The following is a 23548-nucleotide window of genomic DNA, read 5'->3' on the forward strand; positions in this document are numbered from 1 at the left end:
CGCCGCGCACCCCGACCGCAGTCCACAGGTCGGCGTCAGTGGGCGCCGATTGCCGACAGCGACGATTCCGTCTAGACTGTCTAGATGGAATCCACCTGGCCGGTCCAAGACGCCAAGCAGCGGCTGAGCGAGCTGTTGCGCAAGGCGACCGAGGAGGGGCCGCAGATCGTGACCAAGCACGGAGAGGAGCTGGCCGTCGTGATCGACATCATTCGCTACCGCGAGCTCCTGCGCGTCGAGCTCGCACCCGACTTCAAGCACGCGCTCACCCACGGATCGGGGTCGGACGAGTTCTCCGACGTGCTCGACGAGATCGTCGCCGAGCGCGCGCACGACCTTCCGCGCGACATCGACCTCGTGGGTCGCGAGTGACCTACCTCCTCGACACCAACGTCGTGTCCGAGGTCCGCCGCCCCCGCCCGCACCACCGCGTGCTCGAGTGGTGGAACGACGCACCGACCAGCCGCCTCTATGTCAGCAGCCTGACCATCGGCGAGCTGCGCCGCGGCGTCGGGCGACTACAGGCACGCGACGACCACGCGCAGGCGCAGCGGCTGGCCGATTGGCTCGACACCATCGCCCACCAGTTCGCCGACCGCATACTCCCGGTCGACACCGTCACCGCCGAGATCTGGGGCCGGTTCCCCCAGCACCAGCCGATCCCCGTCGTCGATGGGCTCATCGCAGCCACAGCGCTGAGGCGCGGCCTGACGCTGGTGACCCGCAACGTGCGCGACTTCGCCCGGACGGGTGTGACCCTCCTCGATCCGTTCGCCGGCTGAACCCACCCCGGCCGGCGCCCACGAGCGCTACGGCCGTAGTGCGGTGAACCGTCGTCGGACCGCTGGTCTAGGCTCGGCAGGGTGCCGCATGAGATCGATCCAGCCTTCATCGCCCTGCCGATGCGCTCCTTGGCCGACGCCGCGTTGCAGCGGGCCCGGGACCTGGGGGTCGAGCACGCCGACTTCCGGCTCGAGCGCATCCGCTCCCAGGATCTCTCCTTCCGCGACGGCAAGCTCGAGGGCAGCCGCGACGGCGAGGACGTGGGGTTCGCGGTGCGCGTCCTGCACGAGGGCACGTGGGGGTTCGCCGCCACCGTCGACCTCACGACGGACGACGCCGCGAAGACGGCCGAGAAGGCGGTCGACCTCGCCAAGGTGTCCAAGCGTCTGAGCCCGGCCCGCGTCGAGCTGGCCGACGAGCCGGTGCACCCCGACGTCACCTGGGTGTCGGCCTACGAGGTCAACCCGTTCGACGTCCCCGACACAGAGAAGATCGACCGCATGGTCGGCCACTCCGTGCGGGTCCTCGCGCAGCCCGACGTCCATCACGTCACCGCTCAGCTGCAGCAGGTGCAGGAGAACAAGTTCTACGCCGACACCCGCGGCACCGTCACCACCCAGCAGCGGGTCCGGCTGCACCCGTCCTTCGAGGCGGTGAAGGTCGACCCCCAGACCGGGCGGTTCGAGACCATGCGCACGCTCGCCGCCCCGGCCGGCCGCGGCTGGGAGTACGCCACCGGCGCCGACGGCGTCGTCGACTGGGGCGCGGCGCTGGACGAGCTGGGGCCGCTGCTGGCGGAGAAGTTCGCCGCGCCGAGCATCCAGGCCGGCCGCTACGACCTCGTCATCGACCCGACGAACCTGTGGCTGACGATCCACGAGTCCATCGGCCACGCCACCGAGCTGGACCGCGCGCTCGGCTACGAGGCCAACTACGCCGGCACCTCGTTCGCCACCCTCGACCAGCTGTGGACGCTGCGCTACGGCTCCCCCGTCATGCACGTCACCGGCGACCGCACCACGCCGCACGGCTTGTCGACCATCGGGTACGACGACGAGGGCGTCGAGGCGCAGCGGTGGGACATCGTCAGCGGCGGCACGCTGGTCGGCTACCAGCTCGACCGCGCGATGGCCGCGGCCAACGCCAGCGCGCTCGGCACCAGCCGCTCCAACGGCTGCGCGTTCGCCGACTCCTCCGGCCACGTCCCTGTGCAGCGCATGGCCAACGTCTCGCTGCAGCCGGCCGACGGCGGCCCGTCGACCGCGGAGCTGATCTCGCAGGTCGACGACGGCATCTACGTCGTCGGCGACAAGTCGTGGTCGATCGACATGCAGCGCTACAACTTCCAGTTCACCGGCCAGCGGTTCTACCGCATCCGCGGCGGCGAGCTGGACGGCCAGCTCAACGACGTCGCGTACCAGGCCACCACGACCGACTTCTGGGGCTCGATGGCCGCGGTCGGCGGCCCGCAGACGTACGTGCTGGGCGGCGCGTTCAACTGCGGCAAGGCCCAGCCGGGGCAGATCGCGCCGGTGTCGCACGGTGCCCCGTCGGCGCTGTTCCGCGATATCCGCGTCCTCAACACCGCCGAGGAGGGTGGCCAGTGAGTGGCACCATGACGCCGCAGGAGATCGTCGAGCGCTGCCTGGAGCTGTCCAAGGCGAGCGGCACGCTCGTGCTGGTCGACGAGGCGTCCACGGCGAACCTGCGCTGGGCGACCAACGCGCTGACGACCAACGGCGTCACCCGCGGCCGGTCGGTGACGGTGATCGCGACGGTCGACGGCGCCAGCGGCACCGCGTCCGGCGTGGTCGCCCGCAGCGCCGTCACGCCCGAAGGCCTGGAGCCGCTGGTCCGCGCCGCCGAGCAGGCCGCCCGCGACAACGGCCCGGCCGAGGACGCGCAGCCACTGGTCCCCGGCGACGCCCGCCCCGGCTGGAGCGACGCGCCCGGCGAGACGTCCCCCGACGTGTTCGCGCACATCGCGCCCGCCCTCGGCGACGCGTTCAGCCGCGCCGACGACGAGCGGCGGCTGCTGTACGGCTACCTCGAGCACGGCGTCCGCACGACGTACCTCGGGTCGTCGACCGGGTTGCGGGCGCGGCACGAGCAGCCGACCGGGCACATCGGCATCACCGGCAAGTCCGCCGACAAGACCCGCTCGGCCTGGGTCGGGCAGTCCTCGCGCGACCTCACCGATGTCGACGTCACCGCGCTCGACGCGGAGCTGACGAAGCGGCTGGGCTGGGCGCAACGCACCGTCGAGCTGCCGGCCGGCCGGTACGACACCGTGCTGCCGCCGACCGCCGTCGCCGACCTGATGATCTACGCCTACTGGACGATGAGCGGCCGCGACGCCGCCGACGGGCGCTCGGTGTACTCCGCGCCGGGCGGCGCGACCCGGGTCGGCGAGCGGCTCTCGAAGCACCCGGTGTCGCTGTGGTCCGATCCCGCCGCGCCTGGACTGGAGTGCGCGCCGGCGGTGTACGCGCACGCCTCGTCGGCGGAGTCCAGCGTGTTCGACAACGGCCTGCCGGTCGCGCCGACCTCGTGGATCGAGGACGGCACGCTGCGGGCGCTGCTGCAGAGCCGCCACTCGGCCGGCCTGACCGGGCTGCCCGTCACCCCCGCGGTCGACAACCTCGGCCTCACGGTCGACGGCGCCACCGGCGGCGTCGAGGAACTGGCGGCCGGGGTCGAGCGCGGCCTGCTGCTCACCTGCCTCTGGTACATCCGCGCCGTCGACCCGCAGACGCTGCTGCTCACCGGCCTCACCCGCGACGGCGTCTACCTGGTCGAGAACGGCGAGGTCACCGGCGCGGTGAACAACTACCGGTTCAACGAGAGCCCGATCGCGCTGCTGGACCGCTTCACCGCGGCCGGCGCGACGGTGCCGACGTTCAGCCGCGAGTGGGGCGACTACTTCCCGCGCACGGCGATGCCGGCGCTGCGCGTCCCCGACTTCAACATGTCATCGGTCTCGCAGGCCTCGTAGACCCGGTGGTTGGCGGTTTGGTGGTGCCAGAGCACCACCAAACCGCCAACCATGAACCGAGAGCTACGGGCGGCCGCCGGCGACGGTGATGGTGTCGTCGGTGGTGGAGACCTGGCCGTACGGGTCGGTGCTGCGGACGGTGACGGTGTGCTCGCCGTGCCGCAGGCCGCGGGGCAGCTCGTACGACCACAGGTGCGACGACGGCTCGGGCGCGGCCGGGCGCAGGCTGCCGGTCAGCGTCGAGCGCAGCACGGAGATGTACGGGTCGTTCTGCGGCGACAGATGCGTCATCGGAAGGAACGGGCCGCCGTCGACGCTGACCTCGACGGTGTGCCGCGAGCCGCCGTCGAACACGTTCGCCGTCACGGTCGGGCGCTGGACGCCGGTGCCGATCCAGTCGCGGGCGTTGAACCGCACGGTGCCGGCGGCGAAGCCGTCCACCCCGCTGACGCCGGTCGGGATGCGCACCTCGTCGCCCCAGCCGCCGTCGAAGGTGAGCCTGATCTGGTACTCCTCCGGCAGGCTGGCCGGCTTGAACTGGGCCGTGTACTCGTTGCCGTCGAAGAACAGCTCGTAGTGGCCGTTCGGGTTGCCGTCGGACATGTCCGCCGCCTGGATGCCGCGCGAGTCGCGCGGGCCGGTGTTCCAGCCGCTGCCGCGCACCTCGGCGAGCACCTGGTGGTGGAAGTCCTTCGGGCCGAACCAGCCGTGCTCCTCGCCCATGTACATCTGCCAGCTGTTGCTGGTGTCGTGGCCGGAGATCGTGTAGACGTGCTCGCGGTCCTCGAGGATCGCGAATAGGTCGGTCAGGTTCGTGGTGTTGACGCCGTCGGACGTGGTGGCGTCGGTGGCCAGCGGGATGTGCGTCCCGATGACGATCAGCTTGTCGGCCGGCACGTGGCGCAGGTCGTTCTCCAGCCACTGCAGCTGCTCGTCGTTGAGGTAGCCGATGTAGCCGTGGTCCGGGCCCTCGTGCTTGACGTTGTCCATCAGTACGAAGTGCACCTGGCCGTAGTCGAACGAGTAGTCCGTCGGCCCGAACGTCTCCTTGTAGGTGTCGGTGGCGTTCGCGTCGGTCGGCGCGTCGTAGTCCTGGTCGTGGTTGCCGGGCGTGTTCCACCACGGGATGCCGATCGCCGACACCGCCTGGTTGTGCGGCGCGAACAGGTCCAGCGGGTCGTTGACGACGTCGCCGACGGTGACGCCGAACCGGGCGTCGGTGTTCCCGACGATCCCGGCGATGACGTCGATCGCCATCGTGTCGATCTGCCCGGTGTTGGACGTCTGCGGGTCGGCGAAGGCCAGCGCCGAGAACGTCTCGTCGACCGAGTCGTCCTGGTACATCGGGAAGTCGACGGACGCCGGCAGCGGGCCGGTCGGCTCGACGCCGCCGTAGCGCAGTTCGTACGGGCTGCCGTTCGGGTAGTGGTTGTAATAGAACTGCGGCAGCTGGACGTCGTTCACCGGCACCATCCAGCCGGCCGGCTTGCTGACGAAGATGACGGTCTCGTCGTCGACCTGCAGGCTGTAGCGGCCGTCGGCGTCGGTGCGCACGACGTCGCGCCCGTTCGACACCGACACGTCCGCCACGCCGGCCTCGCCGCCGTCGCGCTGGCCGTTGCGGTTGCGGTCGTCGTAGACGACGCCGGTGGCGGTCTCGGTCTCCGGTGCGGTCTCGGCGCCGGCCAGGCCGAAGCCGGTCGCGCCCAGGCCGGTCACCGTTGCCGCGATACCGGTACCAACGAGCCAGCGTTTGCGTCTCGCCATGGAAGTCCTCCGGTCAGGGTGGGGGCACGGAGTTGCGAACCTCACCCTGTCGGCGTCACCCCAACGCAAGGTGACAAACCCACACACAACGGCAGAAGAGTTATGTCAGCAGGACGACGCCGAGCCCGGCCACCGCGAAGCCGCCCAGCACCCCGGCGGCGACGACCGACGCGAGACACAGATAGCCGGTGAACTGCAGCGACACCGGAAGGAAGGGCGCGACCCGCGGCAGGTCGGAGAACCGGTCGAACAGGTCCTTCGTCAGCTGGACGCCGGCCCAGACACCACGCGCCGCCCGCCCGGCGCCACGCAGCCCCGGCCCGGCCGACCGCACCTGCTCGAGCGCGTCGTTCGCCCGCGCCCACGCGCCGGCGACGTCGTAGGCCTCGGCCAGCTCGGCGGCCAGCTCGTCGACCGGGTCGACGGCGCGGACCAGCCGGCGCCGGCGCCACAGCAAGAGCAGCCCGAGCGCCGCACCGGCCGCCGCGACGGCCAGGAAGAAGGGGCGGCCGCTGTCGGCGGCAAGCCCCTCCAACACCAGCAGCAGCGCCGGCGGCAGCGGCAGCACGCCGGCGACCAGCAGCGGGATCCGCACCCGGCGGACCAGGACGGCGAGCGCCGCGGCCAGCTCGCGGACCACGGTCGCGCGCGCCTCGCCGGCCGACGCGGCCGCCGCCACAGCCGTCCGGCGCCAGCGCTCGAACCGGCTCTCGTTCGTCGTCGTCATGCGCGGCCTCTCACGTCGTGCGGTGCGGGAGGAGGACGATGCGCTCGGCATCGCGGTCCAGCAGCGCCGTCTCCAGACCCGACAGCGCGGCGACCTCGTCCAGCGACGCGTACCCGCCGCGCAGGTCCCGCGCGACGACGAACGCCTCGGCCGTCTCGATCGGCCAGCCCAGCGCCGTCGCCAGCCCGTCGGCGCCGGCGTTGTTGAGGTCGACCAGCCCGCCGTCGTCGTAGCTGCGCCGCGCGTCGGGCCGGCCGATGCTCAGCTCGAGCGCCATGGCCGGGTCGCGGGCGACGATCTCGCGCGCCTGCCGCCGCCGTTCCCGGCCGGCGAGGACCTCGCGCACAGCCGGGTGGTCCTCGGCGGCCGGGACGGCGGCGGAGTCCGGCTCGTACGGGGGCAGCTCGACGGTCTCCTCGCGCCGCGCGAAGACGACCGGGCGGGCCTTCAGTGCGGTGGCCACACCCGCAACGGCCGTCGCGAGGAAGATCATGACGAACACGTCGTTGTCCGAGCCCAGCGCATACCGCAGCAGCACGCCCACCCCGCCCGCGGCGAGCAGCACGGTCGCCGCGAGCCAGCCGGACGACCTGGTGCGCCACCACGCCTGCCCCGCGGGCAGCCAACCGAGGATGCCGATGGAGTAGACCGGCATGAGCACCCAGAGGCCCTGGCCGATCGCCCGGAAGACGCGTCGCATGGGCGTAAGGGTGCCATATGACCGTCAGTGATCACGCTGGTCGGTGCGGCAATAGGATCAGCCGGTCGGCGCAGCAGGTCATGCCCGGGGAAGGACGAACTCGTAGCCGGCGGCGAGCAGCGTCTCGATGATCGCCGGCAGCGCCTCGACGGTGCCGGCGCGGTCGCCGCCGCCGTCGTGGAGGAGGACGATCGCGCCGGGATGGACGTGCTCGGCGACGTAGTCGTGGATGGCGCGGGCGCCGGGCTTGCGCCAGTCGCCGGGGTCGACGCTCCAGCCGAGCGGCACCTGGTCGTGCTCGGCGGCGACGTCGTTGACGTTGGCGGCGAAGTTGCCGCCAGGCGCGCGGAAGAACGGCACGTCCACACCGCGCACGGCGTCCTCGATGGCGTCCAGCGTGCCGCCGATCTCGTCCTCGATGACGTCGTCGGGCTTGTCGGGCAGCGAGGTGTCGTGGGTGATGGTGTGGTCGCAGAGCCGGTGGCCGTCGTCGGCGATCTCGCGGACGAGTTTCGGGTAGAGCCGCGCCATCTCGCCGACCACGCAGAACGTCGCGGTGATGTCGTACTCGCGGAGGATCCGCAGCACCTGCGGCGTCTGCTCAGGGTGCGGCCCGTCGTCGAAGGTGAGGGCGACGGTGGGGCCGTCGCGGCCGTTGAGGCGGCGGGTGCCGGCGTCGTCGACCTCGGCGACGGGGGCCTTCCCGTCCGTCGTGGCCGGCACCAGCGACAACAGCCGCTCCGGCACCTTGGGCGACACCTGCTGGGTGGTCTCGGCGGCGGCGGACGTGCTGCCGGGCGGCTCGCTGCGGGCGGCGCCGACGATGACGCCGACGATCAGGCACAGCATGAGGGCAGCACGGAGCTGTCTGGACACCGGCACCACCCCGCCTCACTCAGGACGAATCCGTCAGAACCCGGCAGGTGCGACGGTACCGGCGCAGTGCCGCAGACCCGATGAGGCGCGCCGAATGCGCTTTCCATCACAGACCGCCCATCCTGCGGAGAACCACAGGGTGATCCGGCGGTGACCTTCATCGCGCCCGTCCACCCCGATCCCGTACGGTCGAGTCGTGAACATCCGCCTCTCCCCGGAAACCGAGCTGACCGGCCTGGCCGGCTGGGCCGTCGACCTCATGGACACCATGGGCGCGGTCGGCGCCGGCCTCGCCATCGCCGCCGAGAACCTGTTCCCGCCGCTGCCCAGCGAGGTGATCCTGCCGCTGGCGGGGTTCACCGCCAGCCGCGGCGACATGAACCTGGCGGCGGCGATCATCTGGACCACGATCGGCTCGGTGGTCGGCGCGCTGATCTGGTACGCCGTCGGCGCGGCGGTGGGGCGCGACCGCACCCGGACCATCCTGGCGGCGCTGCCGCTGGTCAAGATGAGCGACGTCGACAAGGCGGAGGGGTGGTTCGCCAAGCACGGCGTCAAGACCATCTTCTTCGGCCGGATGATCCCGATCTTCCGCAGCTTCATCTCCATCCCGGCCGGCGTCGAACGCATGTCGCTGCCGGTCTTCCTGCTCTTCACCGGGCTCGGCAGCGCTATCTGGAACAGCGTGTTCATCCTGCTCGGCTACCAGCTGGGGCAGAACTGGGACGCCGTCGAGGGCTACATCGGCATCCTGCAGTACGCGGTCATCGCGGCCGTGGTCATCGCGGTGGCGGCGTTCGTGGTGCTGCGCGTCCGGTCCAACCGGCGCGACCGCGAGCGGGCCCGGCACCGGGTGCGCCGTCAGGAACCGAGGTAGCGCAGCACCGCCAGCACCCGGCGGCTGTAGCCGCCGTCGCCGGTCAGCTCGAGCTTCTCGAAGATCGCGTTCGCGTGCTTCTCGACGGCGCTGCGCGACACGTGCAGCCGGCCGGCGACGGCGGCGTTCGTGTGGCCCTGCGCCATCAGCTCCAGCACGTCGCGCTCGCGCCGAGTGAGGGCCTGCAGCGGGTCGCTGTGGCTGGTCCGGGCGATCAGCTGACGGACCACCTCGGCGTCGTAGGCCGCTCCCCCGGCGGCGACCCGGTCCAGTGCGTCGAGGAAGTCGCCGACGTGCGCGACGCGGTCCTTGAGCAGGTAGCCGACGCCGTCGGTGTGCGTCTGGAACAGTTCGGCGGCGTAGCGCTTCTCGACGTACTGCGACAGCACCAGGATCCCGACGCCGGGCCGGTCGGCCTTGATCCGCAGCGCCGCCCGCAGTCCTTCGTCGGTGTGCGACGGCGGCATCCGGACGTCGGCGACCACGACGTCCGGCGGGTCGGCGGCGACCGCGGCGACCGCGGCCAGCAGCGCGTCGGCGTCGCCCACCGAGGCGACGACGTCGTGGCCCTCGTCGCGCAGCAGCTTCGCCAGGCCCTCGCGCAGCAGCACGGAGTCCTCGGCCAGCATCACGCGCACGACAGCTCCGCCTCGACGACGGTCCCGCGGCCGGGCGGCGACTCGACGGCGAACCGGCCGTCCAGCGCGGCGACCCGGCGGCGCAGCCCGGCCAGCCCGCCGCCGTCCGGATCGGCGCCGCCCGCGCCGTCGTCGGTCACCCGCACCCGCACCGCCGGGCCGGCCCGCCACACGTCGATGTGCAGCGACGACGCACCGGCGTGCTTGACGGCGTTGGTGGCGGCCTCGGCGACCACGAAGTAGACGGCGGTCGCGACCGGCTCCGGCGGCGACCCGGCCGCGTAGGACAGCTTGGCGCCGGCGCCCTCCGCGACCGCCGTCAGCGCCTCCTCGAGCCCGAGCGTGTCCAGCGCCGCCGGGTACACCCGCCAGGCGACGGCACGCAGGTCGGCCAGCACCCGCTGCGACTCCTCGTGCGCCGCCCGCAGCAGCTCGTCGGCGGCGGGCCGGTCGCGCTCCGCCGCCCGCCGCGCCCGCCCCAGCAGCAGGCCGAGCGCGACCAGCCGCTGCTGGACGCCGTCGTGCAGGTCGCGCTCGATGCGCCGTCGCTCGGCGTCGACGGCGGCCACGGCGCCGGCCCGCGACTCGGCCAGTTCGTCGATGCGACGGCGCAGCAGCTCGGCCTCAGTCGGCCCGAGGAACCGCCGCGCCGCCCGCCGTTCCAGCCCGACCACACCGGCTAGCCCCTGGACCGCGATGTACAGCAGCACGGCGCCGGGCAGGACCAGCGACAGCATGGTCAGCCCGGTGACCGGCTCGCCGTTGGCGTCGTCCGGTGAGCCGACCAGCCACATCCGCGTCGTCACCGCGACCGTGACGATCCCCCAGACGACCAGCAGCAGGATCGCCGCGCCCAGCAGCCCGGCCACCGTGCGGGCGGCGAGATAGCCGAGCGCCCGGCGCGACGCACCGGCCGTCGTCCCACCCGGCGACAGCGCGGGCGCGGGCGTCGGCGTCGCCAGCCACTGCCGCAGCCGCCGCCGCTCCCACCGCACCAGCGTGTCGGCCGGCCGCCCGGCCGCCTTCAGCACCCGGTCGCGGGCCGCCGGGACCGCGGCGACCGGCAGCAGCGCCAGGCCGGTGAGCAGCAGGAGTCCGAGCGACACGAAGGCCGACACCGCGCCGAGGCAGAGCCCGGCGGTGCGCCGCCACGCCACGTCCACGACGCCGCGGACCCAGGCCGGCGGCGGCGCGGCGGCGGTCGTCAGACCAGCTCCTGCGGCTTCTCGTCCGGTGACCCCTCCGCGCCGGCCGCGGACTCGGGCGTCCCGGCCTCCTCTTCGCGGCGCCGGTTGCGCACGGCGATGCGGTGGCGGATCAGCTCGACCAGGCCGGTGATGGTCAGCGCGATGCCCAGGCCGACGCCGAGGCCCAGCAGCGGGTTGTCCTCGAACGCGTGCCCGCCGACGTAGCCGATCATGCCGGAGTAGACGCCCCACGACAGCGCCGCGATGGCGTCGAAGAGGGAGAACTTGCGCAGCGGGTAGCCGACCGTCCCGCAGGTGAGCGTGACCGCGGTGCGCCCGCCGGGGATGTAGCGCGCGATGATGAGGATGACGCCGCCGCGCTCGTTGAGCTGGCGTTCGGCCCAGGCGAACATCGCGCCGGACTTCTTACCGCCCTCGATGCGGTGTTTCACCCTGGAGCCCGCGGTGCGGCCGATGAAGTAGGAGACGTGGTCGCCGACGAACGCGCCCGCCGCGCCGGCCAGGATGACGAACCACAGGTTCGGCACGCCATCGGCGGCCGCGAACACCCCGCCGGTGATGACCAGGGTCTCGCTCGGCACGGCCGGGAAGAACCCGTCGAGCAGCGCGACACCGAAGATGACGGCGTAGACCCATGGGGAGCCCATGACATCGCGGGCGAAGTCGATGATCGCGTCGTTCATTTCCCCGTGTTCTCTGCTCGGCCGACTCGTCACCTCCGACCCTACGCGGCGTCACCCGCCGCGCACATGCGACCTCAGTCGGAGTCGCACCCCCGACTTTCGTCGGGGGTGCACCCTGAGCGTCAGTCCTGGAACGCCTCCGGCGACGGGCACGAGCAGACCAGGTGGCGGTCGCCGTACGCACCGTCGATGCGCCCGACCGGCGGCCAGTACTTGTCGTCGCGGCTGGCCGGCGACGGGTACACGGCGGTCTCGCGGTCGTAAGGGTGCGACCACTCCGCGACGACGGACGACGCGGTGTGCGGCGCGTTGACCAGCGGGTTGTCGTCGGCAGGCCAGTCACCGGCGGCGACGCGGTCGGCCTCGGCGCGGATCGCGATCATCGCGTCGCAGAACCGGTCCAGCTCGGTCTTGTCCTCGGACTCGGTCGGCTCGATCATCAGCGTCCCGGCGACGGGGAACGACATCGTCGGCGCGTGGAAGCCGTAGTCGATCAGCCGCTTGGCGACGTCGTCGACAGAGATGCCGGTCGCCTTCGTCAGCGGCCGCAGGTCGACGATGCACTCGTGCGCCACCAGCCCGCCCCGGCCGGTGTAGAGGACCGGGAAGTGGTCGCGCAGCCGCACGGCCATGTAGTTGGCGTTCAGCACGGCGGTCTGGGTGGCCAGCTTCAGCCCGGCCGGGCCCATCATCCGGATGTACGCCCACGGGATCGGCAGGATCGATGCGGACCCGAACGGCGCCGCCGCGATCGGACCGACGCCGGTCGACGGCCCGGCCTCGGGGAGCAGCGGGTGGTTCGGCAGGAACGGCGCCAGGTGCGACCGCACGCCGATCGGGCCGACGCCGGGACCGCCGCCGCCGTGCGGGATGCAGAACGTCTTGTGCAGGTTGAGGTGGCTGACGTCGGCGCCGAACTCGCCCGGCTTGGCCAGCCCGACCAGCGCGTTGAGGTTGGCACCGTCGACGTACACCTGCCCGCCGGCGGCGTGCACCAGCGTCGCGAGGTCGGTGATGCCCTCCTCGTAGACGCCGTGCGTCGACGGGTAGGTGACCATGATCGCGGCGACCCGGCCGGCGTGCTCGTCGAGCTTCGCCCGCAGGTCGTCGAGGTCGACGGTGCCGTCGCCGGCCGCCGCGACCACCACGACCCGCATGCCGGCCATGACCGCCGACGCCGCGTTGGTGCCGTGCGCGCTGGACGGGATGAGGCAGACGTCGCGCTGCTCGTCGCCGTTGTCGCGGTGGAACGCGCGAATGGCCAGCAGCCCGGCCAGTTCGCCCTGCGACCCGGCGTTCGGCTGGATCGACACCGCGTCGTACCCCGTCACGGTCGCCAGCCAACCCTCCAGCTGGCGGATCAGCGCGAGGTAGCCGTCGGCCTGCTCGACCGGCGCGAACGGGTGGATGCCGGCGAACCCGGGCCAGGTGATCGGCTCCATCTCGGTGGCCGCGTTGAGCTTCATGGTGCACGAGCCGAGCGGGATCATGCCGCGGTCCAGCGCGTAGTCCTTGTCGGCGAGCTTGCGCAGGTAGCGCAGCATCGACGTCTCGGACCGGTGCGTGTTGAAGACCGGGTGGGTGAGATACGGGCTGTGCCGGCGCAGGCCCTCGGGGATCGCGACGGGCGCGGCCACGACCGTCCCGGCGACGCCGAACGCGCGCAGCACCCGGGTGAGGTCGGCGTCGGTGGTGACCTCGTCGCAGGCGATGCGGACGTCGTCGATGCCGGCGAGGCCGAGGTTGACGCCCAGCTCGGCGGCGTCGGCGACGACGGCGGCCGCGCGGCCCGGCACCCGGGCCAGCACGGTGTCGAAGAACGCGTCGTGGACGACCTCGACGCCGCCGGCCCGCAGTGCCGCCGCGAGCCTCGTCGCGTGGCCGTGCACCCGCGAGGCGATCTCGCGCAGCCCCTCGGGGCCGTGCCAGACGGCGTACATCGACGCGACCACGGCCAGCAGCACCTGCGCGGTGCAGATGTTCGACGTCGCCTTCTCGCGGCGGATGTGCTGCTCGCGGGTCTGCAGCGCGAGCCGGTACGCCTGCGCGCCGGTCGCATCCTTCGAGACGCCGACCAACCGGCCGGGCAGCCCGCGCTCCAGGCCGGCCCGGACGGCCATGTACCCGGCGTGCGGCCCGCCGTACCCGAGCGGCACCCCGAACCGCTGCGACGTCCCGACGACCACGTCGGCGCCCAGCTCGCCGGGCGGCGTCAGCAGCGTCAGGCCGAGCAGGTCGGCGGCCACCGTCACGAGCGCGCCCCGCTCGTGCGCGGCCTCGACGACCGGTGCGAGGTCGCGGACCCGCCCGGACGCGCCGGGGTACTGGACGACGACGCCGAACAGCTCGCCGTCGGGCAACCCCTCGTCCAGGTCGGCCACGACGACGTCGATGCCCAGCGGTTCGGCCCGGGTCTGGATGACAGCGATCGTCTGCGGCAGGCAGTCCGCGTCGACGACGACGGTGTTCGCTGTGCTCCCCCGGATCGACCGGCGCATGAGCGTCATGGCCTCAGCGGCGGCGGTCGCCTCGTCGAGCAGGCTGGCGTTGGCGGTCGGCAGCCCGGCGAGGTCGGACACGACGGTCTGGAAGTTCAGCAGCGCCTCGAGCCGGCCCTGCGAGATCTCCGGCTGGTACGGCGTGTAGGCGGTGTACCAGGCCGGGCTCTCCAGCACGCGGCGCACGACCACCGGCGGCGTCACGGTGTCGTAGTAGCCGAGGCCGATCATCTGGGTGTGCCGCTGGTTGCGCCGCGACAGCGCCCGCAGCTCGTCCAGCGCCTCGGTCTCGGTGCTGGCCGGCGGCAGGTCGAGCGCGCCCAGGTTGCGGATGGCGTCGGGCACGGCCGCCTCGACCAGCGCGTCGAGCGTCTCGTACCCGACGGCGTCGAGCATCTTCGCGATCTCTTCGTCGCGCGGCCCCACGTGCCGGGCGACGAAGGGTGCCTCACTTGCCACGGACGACAGTGGCTGGAACTGCTGGGACATCGACGGAGCTCCTCGGACGGTATGGCGAGTCAGCTCCCCCTCTGTCGTCGCCCACGAGGGACGGCTTCAGAGTGGCCTCGCCTGACCGGTCCGTGTGCCTGAGAGGTTGGCGGGGATGTTGCCCCTTCGGCGCCTCGCACCCTGCGGATGCGAGAACTCTCCCGGTCAGAGTCCACAGCTCGCCGTCAGCATAACGCGGCCGGACGTGACGGGCGACGCGGACGCGCGGACTGGTCCGCCCTGGCCGCCGGCCGCCGGCGTTCATGGGTCGCGTTCCCACCTGGCCTTGCCCTCGTCGCCGGGCGATCGGAGCCGATAGCTGTATCGCGGTATCCGCTCTCGCGGCACGACCGGTGCCCGGCGGAGCGGGTGACTGTCCCACCACTGCTCGTCGCGCTCTACCGCCCAGACGGGCAGGTGCGAAGGATAGTGCCGTCCGGCCGCATCGGGCGCCAGGACCAACGGCGCCGTCAGCACGACTTCGCCATCAGGTGTGACGAACGCCAGCCGCACTCCGCACGCCTCGAGGCAGGTCATCATCGTGCTCCAGCTGGGTACGGACCTGGCCGCCTCGGTCTTGACGATCGAGGACAGCGCGACACCGGCCCGTTCCGCCAGCTCTCGCTGGCTCAGCCCGGCATGTGCCCGGGCAGTCCGGAGCACAGTGCCCGCCACGAACAGGGCGGCACGGACGCTGGGGTGCGCGCCCTCATGACCCCAGGCGGGGACCTGGGCCGGGCCTGGATGCTCCACGCTGCGCACTGTCTTCTCGATCATGCGTCCATGCGACCACGCTTCGTATGGCCCGCGACAGGCCCTCACGCCCATCTGTGGACAGCCCCACGGATCCGCCCATCCTGTGGACGGCCGCCCCGGATAGCGGGCTTGGGGGTGCGCGAGGGGCCGCCGGCCGATGTCTCAGGCCGCTGGAGACCTGCCGTCGCCAAAGACAGCAGCCCTCCATCGCGCGCGATGGAGACCTGCCGTCCCCAACGACCGCAGCCCACGATCGCGCGCGATGGAGACCTGCCGTCCCCAAAGACAGCAGGTCTCCAGCGGGCCGCACTTGCCTCTGGGAGGCCGCCGCCCGCCCGGCCGCGCCGCCGCGCGGGCCGGGCGAAGCGGACGCGCGGACCAGTGGGGCCGGGCCGTGTAGCGTGGCCGCCGTGGGGTGGGCTCGGCGGCCGGACGGGCGCGGCGGCGCGATCCGGCGACCGCGACGGCCGCAGCCGGCTCAGGTGGTCGTGGTCGCGTTCGCCGCCGTCGTCATCGCCGGGACGTTGCTGCTCATGCTGCCCATCGCGCGCGAAGGGCCCGGATCCGCTCCCCCGCTGGTCGCGCTGTTCACGTCGACGTCGGCCACGTGCGTCACCGGGTTGATCGTCGTCGACACGCCGACGTACTGGAGCACGTTCGGCGAAGTGGTGATCCTCGGGCTGATCCAGGTCGGCGGGTTCGGCATCATGACGCTCGGGTCGCTGCTGGTGGTGCTCGTGGCGCGCCGGATCGGGCTGCGGACCCGGCTCACCGCCGCCACCGAGAGCAAGGGCCTGGACCGCACCGACGTCCGCCGGGTCGTCCTCGGGGTTGCAGCGGTGACGGCGACGTTCGAGCTGACGGTCGGCACGATCCTGACGGCCCGGCTGACCACGCAGCACGACGAACCGCTCGGACAGGCCGCCTACCACGGCTTCTTCCACGCGATCGCCTCGTTCAACAACGTCGGCTTCTCCCTCTACAGCACCAACCTCATGGGGTTCGTGGGCGACCCGGTGATCTTCCTGCCGATCGCGGTCTCGGTCATCTGCGCGGGTCTCGGCTTCCCGGCACTGCTGGAGCTTCGGCACCGCTGGCGCTCGCCCCGGCGGTGGACGCTGCATACCCAGCTCACCGTCGTGATCAGCGGCCTGCTGCTGGTCGCCGGCACCGCGTACACGGCGGCGACAGAGTGGCGCAACGCCGCCACGTTCGGGCCGCTCGACGGCACCGACCGGGTGTTCGCGGCGTTCTTCCACTCGTCGGTGACGCGCACGGCCGGCTTCAACACCGTCGATGTCACGCAGATGACGGACGCCACGTGGCTGGGCACCGACGTGCTGATGTTCATAGGCGGCGGCAGCGCGGGCACGGCCGGCGGCATCAAGGTGACGACGTTCGCGCTGCTGTTCTACGCGATCTTCTCCGAGATCCGCGGCGACCCGACGGTGCACGTGCTGGGCCGCCGCATCAGCGAGCAGGCCCAGCGGCAGGCGCTCACCGTGGCGCTGCTCGCGATCGCCGTCGTCATGGTGCCGACGGTCGCGCTGGTCGCCACGACGCGGTTCGGCCTGGACGAGGTGCTGCTCGAGGTAACCTCCGCCTTCTCCACCGCCGGGCTGTCGGCCGGCATCACCCCGCAGCTGCCGGCCGGCGGGCAGCTACTGCTGGTGTTCATCATGTTCATCGGGCGCGTCGGTACGGTCACGCTGGCCAGCGCGCTGGTGCTGCGGCAACGGACGCGGCTCTACGAACGACCGGAAGAGAGGCCGATCATTGGCTAGGAGAACGCGCACCCTGGACGTCGCCGTCATCGGCCTCGGCCGGTTCGGCACGTCGCTGGCGCTGGAGTTGATGCGCACCGGCGACACCGAGGTGCTGGGCATCGACAGCGACCCCGCGGCCGCGCAGGCCGTCAGCAGCCAGCTCACCCACGTCGCCATCGCCGACTCCACCAGCGAGGACGCGCTGCGTCAGCTGTCCGTGCAGGAGTACGACCGCGTGGTCCTGGGCATCGGCAGCCACCTCGAGGCCAGCATCCTCACCGCGTCGGTGCTGCTCAGCATGGGGATCCCAAATGTCTGGGCCAAGGCGATCACGGAGCCGCACGCTCGGATCCTGCGCCAGCTGGGCGTGCACCACGTGGTCCAGCCCGAGCACGACATGGGCGCCAAGGTCGCCCACCTCGTCCGCGGCCGCATGCTCGACTTCATCGAGTTCGACGACGGCTTTGCGATGGTCAAGACGACGCCACCACGGGAGACCGTAGGGTTGCGCCTCGGCGACACCGGGATCCGGCAGAAGTACGGCGTCACCGTCGTCGCGGTGAAGCGGCCGGGCGAGGGGTTCACCTACGCGACGGCGGACACCGTCGTACAGGACGGCGACACGCTCATCGTCTCCGGGCTGATCCCCGACGCCGAGCGGTTCAGCGAGCTGACCTGACGCCGGGGCGGCCGGTCTCCTACTCCCCCGCTGCGCGGGCGCGGCGGCGGGCGGCGAGCTGGTCGCCGGGGTGTTCGGCCGGCGGCTCGCCGGGCTTCTCGGCCGGCAGCTGGACGAGGGTGGCCTCGATCTCGCGCCACACCCGGCCCACGGCGATGCCGAAGACGCCCTGGCCGCCCTGGACGAGGTCGACGACCTCGTCGGCGGAGGTGCACTCGTAGACGCTGGCGCCGTCGCTCATCAGCGTGATGCCGGCGAGGTCCTCGACGCCGCGGTCGCGCAGGTGCTGGACCGCCTGGCGGATCTGCTGCAGCGAGACGCCGGTGTCGAGCAGCCGCTTGACGATCTTGAGCACGAGGATGTCGCGGAAGGAGTAGAGCCGCTGGCTGCCGGACCCGGCGGCGCTGCGGATGCTCGGCTCGACCAGGCCGGTGCGGGCCCAGTAGTCGAGCTGGCGGTAGGTGATGCCGGCGGCGCTGCACGCGGTGGGCCCGCGGTAGCCGACGTCGTCGGGGACCGGGCCGACCATGCCCTCGAACAGCAGGCCCTGCCGCGTGGCGGCGCGACCGGCCGCAGCGGTACGACCGGCGTCACCTGCCGCGCCAGTACCGGATGTGCTGTCTGCGCTCACGCCGACCCCTTCATGGTCCATGCCGATTGCGACGTCGTATTACACGAGTGACGTTAGGCCCGGGCCCCACCCCGGTCAATGCAACACGCGGCAAGTCTCAAGCTCGACTTCAGCTCTAGACAGGAATCACACCAGTCACACGAGTAACAGGAGGCTCAGCCGCTGAAGTCTTCCGGGGTGACCTCGTCGAGGAACTGGCGGAACCGGGCGACCTCGTCCTCCTGCTCTTCGGAGTCAGGGTCGGCCATGAGCACCCCGGCCTCGTCGAGCAGCGGCTCGGACGCGTAGATGGGAGATCCCGTGCGCAGCGCGAGCGCGATGGAGTCGGACGGCCGCGAGCTGACCTCGAGGCCGCCGGACAGCACCAGCTCGGCGTAGTAGGTGTTGTCGCGCACCTCGGTGATGCGGACCTGCTCGAGCGTGATGCCGGCGGCGTCGAGCACGTCTTTGAACAGATCGTGGGTCATGGGCCGGGGCGGGACGACGCCCTGCTGGGCGAACGCGATGGCGGTGGCCTCCACCGCGCCGATCCAGATGGGCAGGAACCGGTCTCCGCCCACCTCACGCAGTAGGACGATGGGCTGGTTGGAGGGCATCTCCACACGGACACCCACGACGTCTAGCTCGCGCACGCCTTCAACACTACCCCCGCATCGGGCCGGGCTCTGCGGCAGAACCAGCCCGCGGGACGACGTCCGGCCCGCCCTCAGCGCGACAGCCGGCGCGCCCCGGCGTCGACCAGCGCGGCGTGCAGCCGGACGGTCAGCCGGGCGACGTCGACGGCGGCCTCTTCGGCCCGGCCGCGGGAGTCGGCACTGCGCTGCCGGAAGATCGGCGCCACCACCTGCTCGACCAGCCCGACCTGCCGCTCGGCGGCGGTCCGGACCGAACGCAGGTGCCGCGGCTGCAGCCCGTACTGGGCCAGCTCGCCGGCCGTGCGGGCGACCAGCAAGGCGTCGGCGTCGTACGCGCCCCCGCGGCGCGCCGTCACCAGCCCGTAGGACTCCAGCTCGGTCAGCAGCTCGTCGGAGATGGCCGCGGCCTCTAGCAGCGACGCGCGCGGCAGCAGCACCTCGTCGTTCGCCGCCGCGGCCGCGGTGTATGGCGTGACCGAACTGCCACCCTCGGTGACCAGCTCCATTCCTCGGTCGAGCTGTGCCAGTTGCTCTTTGATCACCCGCAGCGGCAGGTAGTGGTCGCGCTGGACGGTGAGAACGTAGCGCAGCCGTGCGACGTCGTCGTGGGTGAAGCGGCGGTAGCCCGACGGCGAGCGCTGCGGCTCGACCAGGCCCTCGGTCTCGAGGAACCGGATCTTGGAGATGCTGACGTCGGCGAAGTCGGGCCGCAGCTGGGCGAGCACCTCGCCGATGCTCATCGTCTGGCCGGCCGGCGCGGCGTCGCGCCGCGCCGGCCCGGAGGCACGCGCCGAGTTCCCCTCGGCGGGACTCACCTGGGCCCGCCTCCGAACCCGTGCTGGCTGGAGTAGTAGACCAGGCGGTACTTGCCGATCTGGACCTCGTCGCCGTTGCTCAGCGCCACCTCGTCGATGCGGTCGCGGTTGACGTAGGTGCCGTTGAGGCTGCCGACGTCGGACACGACGAAGCCGCCGGGCATGCGCCGGAACTCCGCGTGCCGCCGCGAGACGGTGACATCGTCGAGGAAGATGTCGGAGTCGGGGTGCCGGCCGGCGCTCACGACGTCGGTGTCGAGCAGGAACCGGCTGCCGGCGTTGGGGCCGCGCAGTACGACGAGCAGAGCGCTGCCCTCGGGCAGTGCGTCGACGGCGGCCTGGTCGGCCGCCGCGAGGTCACTGGAGTCGTCCCGCTCGACCCCCTGCGCGGTCTCCTCGCGCACCATGGCCATGGTGCTCGTGGCGTCACCCCCCGTCTCGGCCGGCTGCATGGGCCGGACCAGCGGGGCTCCGCAATTCGAGCAGAACTTCGCGTCGGACGGGTTTTGGTGCCCGCACTGGGTGCAGAACGGCATCAGCTGGCCTCCCGCCGAGGGTCTCCCCCCGGCTTCGACTCGTCGGCGCTACGAGTGTCTCACTCACTCTCGACCAGCGCCTGAGGGTTTACGGATGTTGGCAACCTAGAACCGGCCGCCGCCAGGGTCAACCGGCGGCTTCCCCCCTTCCGACCGCCCCGGTCAGCCCTCCACCTGAGAACGGTAGTCGTCGGCCGTCAGGAGCTGATCGACGGCCCCCGGGTCGGCGGGGACGATCTCGATCATCCAGCCGGCGCCGTACGGGTCGGCGTTCACCTGCTCGGGCGCGGCGTCGAGCTCGTCGTTGCGCGCCGTGACGGTGCCGGTGAGCGGCGCGAACAGCTCGCTCACGCTCTTGGTGGACTCGAGCTCGCCGCAGACGCCGCCCGCGGTGAGCTCGTCACCGACGGCCGGGAGCTGGACGTACACGATGTCGCCGAGCTGCTCCTGGGCGAAGTGCGTGATGCCGACGCGGACGCTGCCCTCGGTCTCGCCGGGGCTGCGGACCCACTCGTGCTCCGCGGTGTACCTCAGGTCGTCGGGATACAACGAGATCTGCCTCCTCGGGGGCACCTGTGCGGGGTCATTCGTCGTCGCCGTCGTCCGGCGCCGGGCGAGCGTACTGAGGCGCCTCCGGCTCGTGCAACACGTCCACGATGAGGTCGTCGTACTCGTCGACGGTGGCGTCCGCGCCGTCGCCGTCGTCCTCGATGCTGGCGACGATGCCGCCGGCGAACGTCATGGCGCCGGACAGCTCGCCCGGGTCGCCGATGGCGGTGATGTCGTACGGCGGCTCCAGCTCCTTGCCGCCGACGGTGAGGACGTCGCTGCTCGGGTTCTCGAACGACGTGCTCGCGACGACGCGGACCGCCTCGTCGTTCCCGCCGCCGCGGATCTGGATCGCCTCGGCGCCGGCCACCCGCAGCTCGTTGACGGCGCGGAGCATGGTGAAGGCGCTGACGGCGTGGTCGGGGTCGCTGATCGTCATGATGATGCCGGGACCGCTGGCCGGGATGGTGCCGGCCAGCACGCCGGTGCTGCGGGCCCGCTCCTCGGCCTGCTCGAGCGCGGCCGCCTCGGTGTCGGCGCCGCTGACGAGGTCGCGGCGATCGGACTCCAGCTCGGTCACGTGGTCGTCGAGGCGGTCGGCCTGGCGGCGCAGCCCGTCGAGGATCTGCACGAGGTCGTCGCGGCGGGCGCTGGCGAGCGCGTCGTCGTCGTCCGAGCGCACCTGCAGCACGGCGCTGAACCCGAGCAGCGCGACCAGCACGGCCACCAGCACCTGGCCGCCGTCGGGCTTCTGCCGGACGGCGTTCCAGAGCCGCTGCGTGCCCGACGGCGCGGCCGGGGTGAAGCGGCTGCCACCGGGGACGAACGGCTGCCGCGGCGCCGCGGGCTCGTCGCCGGCGGCCGGCTCGTTCGGCTCCTCCCGCTCCGGCGGCTCGTCCGGCGCGTCGCGCGCGTCCCGCTCCGAGGGCTCGGCAGGCGCAGCGGGCTCGGTTGGTTCATCGGGCTCGGCGCGCCCCTCACGCGCCTCGTGCTCCTCGTACTCCGTGGGCTCGCTGCGCCGGACGGGCTCGGCCGGGGCGGCGGCGCCGTCGGGCACGGCGTCGGCGGGATCGGCGGTGGGGTCAGGCATGGAAGATGTGCCGCCTGATCGTCGCGACGTTGGTGAAGATGCGGATGCCCAGCACGACGATCACCGCCGTCGACAGCTGCGAGCCGACGCCGAGCTGGTCGCCGAGGAACACGATGAACGCGGCGATCAGCACGTTGGCGATGAACGAGACCACGAACACCTTGTCGTTGAAGATGCCCTCGATGACCGCCCGGATGCCACCGAACACCGCGTCGAGCGCGGCCACGATGGCGATGGGCAGGTACGGCTGCAGCTCCAGCGGCACCGACACGTCGAAGTACAGGCCGGCCAGGATGCCGACCAGGAGCCCGGCGAGGGGGATCACGACGCGCCCTCCCCCGGGGTGGCAAAGGAAAGCGGAGTGTTGCCGGCCGGAAGGTCCAGGGACTCCTCGGTGCGGACGTTGGACGAGATGCCGCTGCTCGCGGCGGTGCGGCGCAACCACTCGCCGCCGCTGCCGTCGCCGAAGTCGCGGGCCAGCGTGCGAGGGTCGCCGATGGCGGAGATCTCGTAGGGCGCGTCCGTGGGCCGGTAGTTGATCTGGATGAGGTCCTGGGCGGAGCGGATGCCGGTGAGCGGGGTGATGCGCTGGCCGTTGATGGCGATGGCCTCGGCGCCGGCCGACCAGAGCCCGTTCACGACCTGGCGCAGGTCGAGGTCGAGGACGCGGTCGGTGCCGTCCTCGGCGCTCTGGTCCTCGGCATCGTCGACCGTGACGACCACCCCTGGCCCCGTCACGGCGATCGCCCCCGTTGTCACCTGCAAGCCCTCGACTTCCTCACGCATCTGCTGCCCGGCCGCGGAGTTCTGCAGGAGGTTGCTCTCGAGCTCGCCGATCTCGGCCTCCAGGGCGGTGACCTCGCCCTGCAGCCGGCTGACCCGTGCGTCCTCGTTGTCGATCTGCTCGATGAGCCCCTGCCGCTCCGAAGAGACAACACTAGCGGTGTCGCGTACCTGCAACACCGACATGGTCAGCAACAGGCCGAGCGCGACCAGCCCGATCGCCAGGGCCGGCGACCGCCAGGTGCGCTCGGAGGTCGGCCGCTCGCCCGCGGCCTGACGTCGTGCCGCCGCCTCCTCGTACCCGGCGTCGAGCGGCTTGGCGAACAGGTCGTTGAGCAGCGACATCGACTCGTCCGGCCGCCGCAGCGGACGGACGCGCGGAGCCTGCCCTGTCACCACGGTCCTATGCTCGCACGCACGTCACGACGTTCCGCGCCGACATCCGCGTCAGGCCCTCAGGAATTCCGGCCGGCGACGGGTGTCGCGAGCACCTTGCGGGTCTGCTCGGTATAGAGGACCGCCGCCCACCAGTACAGCGCCACGCCCCAGATGACGAACGCCCAGCCGAACACCCGGGCCAGCATCGGGACGGTGCCGTCGCCGTCACCCCAGAGCAGCAGCGGGAACGCGTAGAGCAGGCAGGCCGTCGCGGACTTGCCGAGGAAGTGGACGGGCAGGCCGGTGATGCCGCGGCGGGCGCGCAGCAGCGCGACGATGCCCGCCATGTACACGTCGCGCGCGACCAGCAGCACCGCGAACCAGAGCGGGATGACCTCGCGCAGCGTCAGCGCCACGATCGTGGTGAGGATGTAGAGCCTGTCCGCGAGCGGGTCGAGCAACTGGCCGACCCGGCTGATCTGGTTCCACCGCCGCGCGAGGTAGCCGTCGAGGTAGTCGGTGAACCCGGAGACCGCGAGCAGGATGATCGCGAGAGTGTCGGCCTCCTCGACCAGCACCAGCCAGAGGAACACCGGCACGCCGAGCAGGCGCAGGAACGACAGGATGTTCGGAACCGTGAACACCCGGTCGGTCTGCACCGCCGTCTCCTGCGCCTTCACAGCCCGTCG

Annotated in this window: 24 protein-coding genes, 1 pseudogene and 1 riboswitch; of the genes and pseudogenes, 7 read left to right on the forward strand and 18 right to left on the reverse strand. The window is 72.1% G+C overall.

What is annotated here, in order from left to right:
- The first annotated feature begins 84 nt into the window (after positions 1 to 84).
- From BLV05_RS23395 to BLV05_RS23410, 4 genes are all read left to right on the forward strand, one after another.
- The gene (locus BLV05_RS23395) at positions 85 to 372 is read left to right on the forward strand and encodes a type II toxin-antitoxin system Phd/YefM family antitoxin (protein ID WP_046770115.1); all 288 of its coding nucleotides are present in this window, start codon (positions 85 to 87) and stop codon (positions 370 to 372) included.
- A complete protein-coding gene (locus BLV05_RS23400; RefSeq protein WP_046770116.1) occupies positions 369 to 782 on the forward strand; it encodes a type II toxin-antitoxin system VapC family toxin in 414 nt (137 codons plus the stop codon). The genes BLV05_RS23395 and BLV05_RS23400 overlap by 4 nt, the downstream gene beginning before the upstream one ends.
- A gap of 81 nt (positions 783 to 863) precedes the next feature.
- Positions 864 to 2390: a TldD/PmbA family protein gene (locus tag BLV05_RS23405; RefSeq protein WP_046770117.1), complete on the forward strand. Its 1527-nt coding sequence runs from the start codon at positions 864 to 866 to the stop codon at positions 2388 to 2390.
- Positions 2391 to 2398: 8 nt separating this feature from the next.
- On the forward strand, positions 2399 to 3778 hold the full coding sequence (locus tag BLV05_RS23410) for a metallopeptidase TldD-related protein (protein WP_046770177.1): 1380 nt from the start codon (positions 2399 to 2401) through the stop codon (positions 3776 to 3778).
- 63 nt (positions 3779 to 3841) lie between these two features.
- Here the strand turns inward: BLV05_RS23410 and BLV05_RS23415 are convergent, their stop codons facing one another.
- The 4 genes from BLV05_RS23415 to BLV05_RS23430 all read right to left on the reverse strand — a co-directional run bounded on the left by BLV05_RS23415 (position 3842) and on the right by BLV05_RS23430 (position 7848).
- Entirely contained in the window at positions 3842 to 5497 is a 1656-nt protein-coding gene (locus BLV05_RS23415; RefSeq protein WP_046770118.1) for a calcineurin-like phosphoesterase C-terminal domain-containing protein, read from the reverse strand.
- A 148-nt stretch (positions 5498 to 5645) separates the two neighbouring features.
- A complete protein-coding gene (locus BLV05_RS23420; protein ID WP_046770119.1) occupies positions 5646 to 6272 on the reverse strand; it encodes a hypothetical protein in 627 nt (208 codons plus the stop codon).
- A 10-nt stretch (positions 6273 to 6282) separates the two neighbouring features.
- Entirely contained in the window at positions 6283 to 6972 is a 690-nt protein-coding gene (locus tag BLV05_RS23425; protein WP_052762684.1) for a hypothetical protein, read from the reverse strand.
- A 78-nt stretch (positions 6973 to 7050) separates the two neighbouring features.
- A complete protein-coding gene (locus BLV05_RS23430; protein ID WP_152690862.1) occupies positions 7051 to 7848 on the reverse strand; it encodes a polysaccharide deacetylase family protein in 798 nt (265 codons plus the stop codon).
- A 259-nt stretch (positions 7849 to 8107) separates the two neighbouring features.
- On the opposite strand from BLV05_RS23430, the gene BLV05_RS23435 reads away from it, so the two are divergent.
- Complete coding sequence (locus BLV05_RS23435) at positions 8108 to 8725, forward strand: DedA family protein (protein WP_052762695.1); 618 nt, start codon at positions 8108 to 8110, stop codon at positions 8723 to 8725.
- Here BLV05_RS23435 and BLV05_RS23440 read toward each other — a convergent pair.
- The 5 genes from BLV05_RS23440 to BLV05_RS23460 form a co-directional block, all read right to left on the reverse strand.
- Positions 8710 to 9363, reverse strand: a complete 654-nt coding sequence (locus BLV05_RS23440; RefSeq protein ID WP_046770122.1) for a response regulator transcription factor — start codon at positions 9361 to 9363, stop codon at positions 8710 to 8712. The two genes, BLV05_RS23435 and BLV05_RS23440, sit on opposite strands and share 16 nt — an antisense overlap.
- Positions 9354 to 10526 carry a sensor histidine kinase gene (locus BLV05_RS23445; protein ID WP_052762685.1) on the reverse strand — a complete coding sequence of 391 codons (1173 nt, stop codon included), beginning with the start codon at positions 10524 to 10526 and terminating at the stop codon, positions 9354 to 9356. The genes BLV05_RS23440 and BLV05_RS23445 overlap by 10 nt, the downstream gene beginning before the upstream one ends.
- A 41-nt stretch (positions 10527 to 10567) precedes the next feature.
- Entirely contained in the window at positions 10568 to 11254 is a 687-nt protein-coding gene (locus BLV05_RS23450) for a DedA family protein (protein ID WP_046770123.1), read from the reverse strand.
- 122 nt (positions 11255 to 11376) lie between these two features.
- Positions 11377 to 14241, reverse strand: a complete 2865-nt coding sequence (gene gcvP / locus BLV05_RS23455; RefSeq protein WP_046770124.1) for an aminomethyl-transferring glycine dehydrogenase — start codon at positions 14239 to 14241, stop codon at positions 11377 to 11379.
- Between the two features lie 76 nt (positions 14242 to 14317).
- A riboswitch (glycine riboswitch) is annotated at positions 14318 to 14415 on the reverse strand.
- A gap of 87 nt (positions 14416 to 14502) precedes the next feature.
- Positions 14503 to 15018 carry a helix-turn-helix domain-containing protein gene (locus BLV05_RS23460; RefSeq protein ID WP_046770125.1) on the reverse strand — a complete coding sequence of 172 codons (516 nt, stop codon included), beginning with the start codon at positions 15016 to 15018 and terminating at the stop codon, positions 14503 to 14505.
- A 389-nt stretch (positions 15019 to 15407) separates the two neighbouring features.
- On the opposite strand from BLV05_RS23460, the gene BLV05_RS23465 reads away from it, so the two are divergent.
- Both BLV05_RS23465 and BLV05_RS23470 read left to right on the forward strand, forming a co-directional pair.
- Positions 15408 to 16781, forward strand: coding sequence for a TrkH family potassium uptake protein (locus BLV05_RS23465; RefSeq protein ID WP_197683281.1), 1374 nt, complete (start codon positions 15408 to 15410; stop codon positions 16779 to 16781).
- Positions 16774 to 17442 (forward strand): potassium channel family protein, encoded by a 669-nt coding sequence (locus BLV05_RS23470; RefSeq protein WP_082155430.1) that lies wholly within the window; start codon positions 16774 to 16776, stop codon positions 17440 to 17442. The genes BLV05_RS23465 and BLV05_RS23470 overlap by 8 nt, the downstream gene beginning before the upstream one ends.
- Positions 17443 to 17461: 19 nt before the next feature.
- Here the strand turns inward: BLV05_RS23470 and BLV05_RS23475 are convergent, their stop codons facing one another.
- The 9 genes and pseudogenes from BLV05_RS23475 to BLV05_RS23515 form a co-directional block, all read right to left on the reverse strand.
- Positions 17462 to 18094 carry a MerR family transcriptional regulator gene (locus tag BLV05_RS23475; protein ID WP_082155431.1) on the reverse strand — a complete coding sequence of 211 codons (633 nt, stop codon included), beginning with the start codon at positions 18092 to 18094 and terminating at the stop codon, positions 17462 to 17464.
- Positions 18095 to 18228: 134 nt separating this feature from the next.
- Complete coding sequence (locus BLV05_RS23480; protein ID WP_046770126.1) at positions 18229 to 18705, reverse strand: bifunctional nuclease family protein; 477 nt, start codon at positions 18703 to 18705, stop codon at positions 18229 to 18231.
- 74 nt (positions 18706 to 18779) lie between these two features.
- Entirely contained in the window at positions 18780 to 19448 is a 669-nt protein-coding gene (gene ftsR, locus BLV05_RS23485) for a transcriptional regulator FtsR (RefSeq protein WP_046770183.1), read from the reverse strand.
- A 71-nt stretch (positions 19449 to 19519) separates the two neighbouring features.
- Positions 19520 to 20050: pseudogene (locus tag BLV05_RS37805) on the reverse strand (FHA domain-containing protein); the annotation flags it as partial.
- 171 nt (positions 20051 to 20221) lie between these two features.
- A complete protein-coding gene (gcvH, locus tag BLV05_RS23495) occupies positions 20222 to 20608 on the reverse strand; it encodes a glycine cleavage system protein GcvH (RefSeq protein ID WP_046770128.1) in 387 nt (128 codons plus the stop codon).
- A gap of 34 nt (positions 20609 to 20642) precedes the next feature.
- The gene (locus BLV05_RS23500) at positions 20643 to 21698 is read right to left on the reverse strand and encodes a DUF881 domain-containing protein (protein WP_052762686.1); all 1056 of its coding nucleotides are present in this window, start codon (positions 21696 to 21698) and stop codon (positions 20643 to 20645) included.
- Complete coding sequence (locus BLV05_RS23505) at positions 21691 to 22023, reverse strand: small basic family protein (protein ID WP_046770129.1); 333 nt, start codon at positions 22021 to 22023, stop codon at positions 21691 to 21693. Before BLV05_RS23505 ends, BLV05_RS23500 begins: the two co-directional genes overlap by 8 nt.
- Entirely contained in the window at positions 22020 to 22880 is an 861-nt protein-coding gene (locus BLV05_RS23510; RefSeq protein WP_157524285.1) for a DUF881 domain-containing protein, read from the reverse strand. The genes BLV05_RS23505 and BLV05_RS23510 overlap by 4 nt, the downstream gene beginning before the upstream one ends.
- A 56-nt stretch (positions 22881 to 22936) precedes the next feature.
- On the reverse strand, positions 22937 to 23539 hold the full coding sequence (locus BLV05_RS23515; protein WP_052762687.1) for a CDP-alcohol phosphatidyltransferase family protein: 603 nt from the start codon (positions 23537 to 23539) through the stop codon (positions 22937 to 22939).
- Between the last annotated feature and the right edge of the window lie 9 nt (positions 23540 to 23548).

Origin of the sequence: Jiangella alkaliphila, from assembly GCF_900105925.1 — a bacterium.
In the GTDB taxonomy this organism is placed as follows: domain Bacteria; phylum Actinomycetota; class Actinomycetes; order Jiangellales; family Jiangellaceae; genus Jiangella; species Jiangella alkaliphila.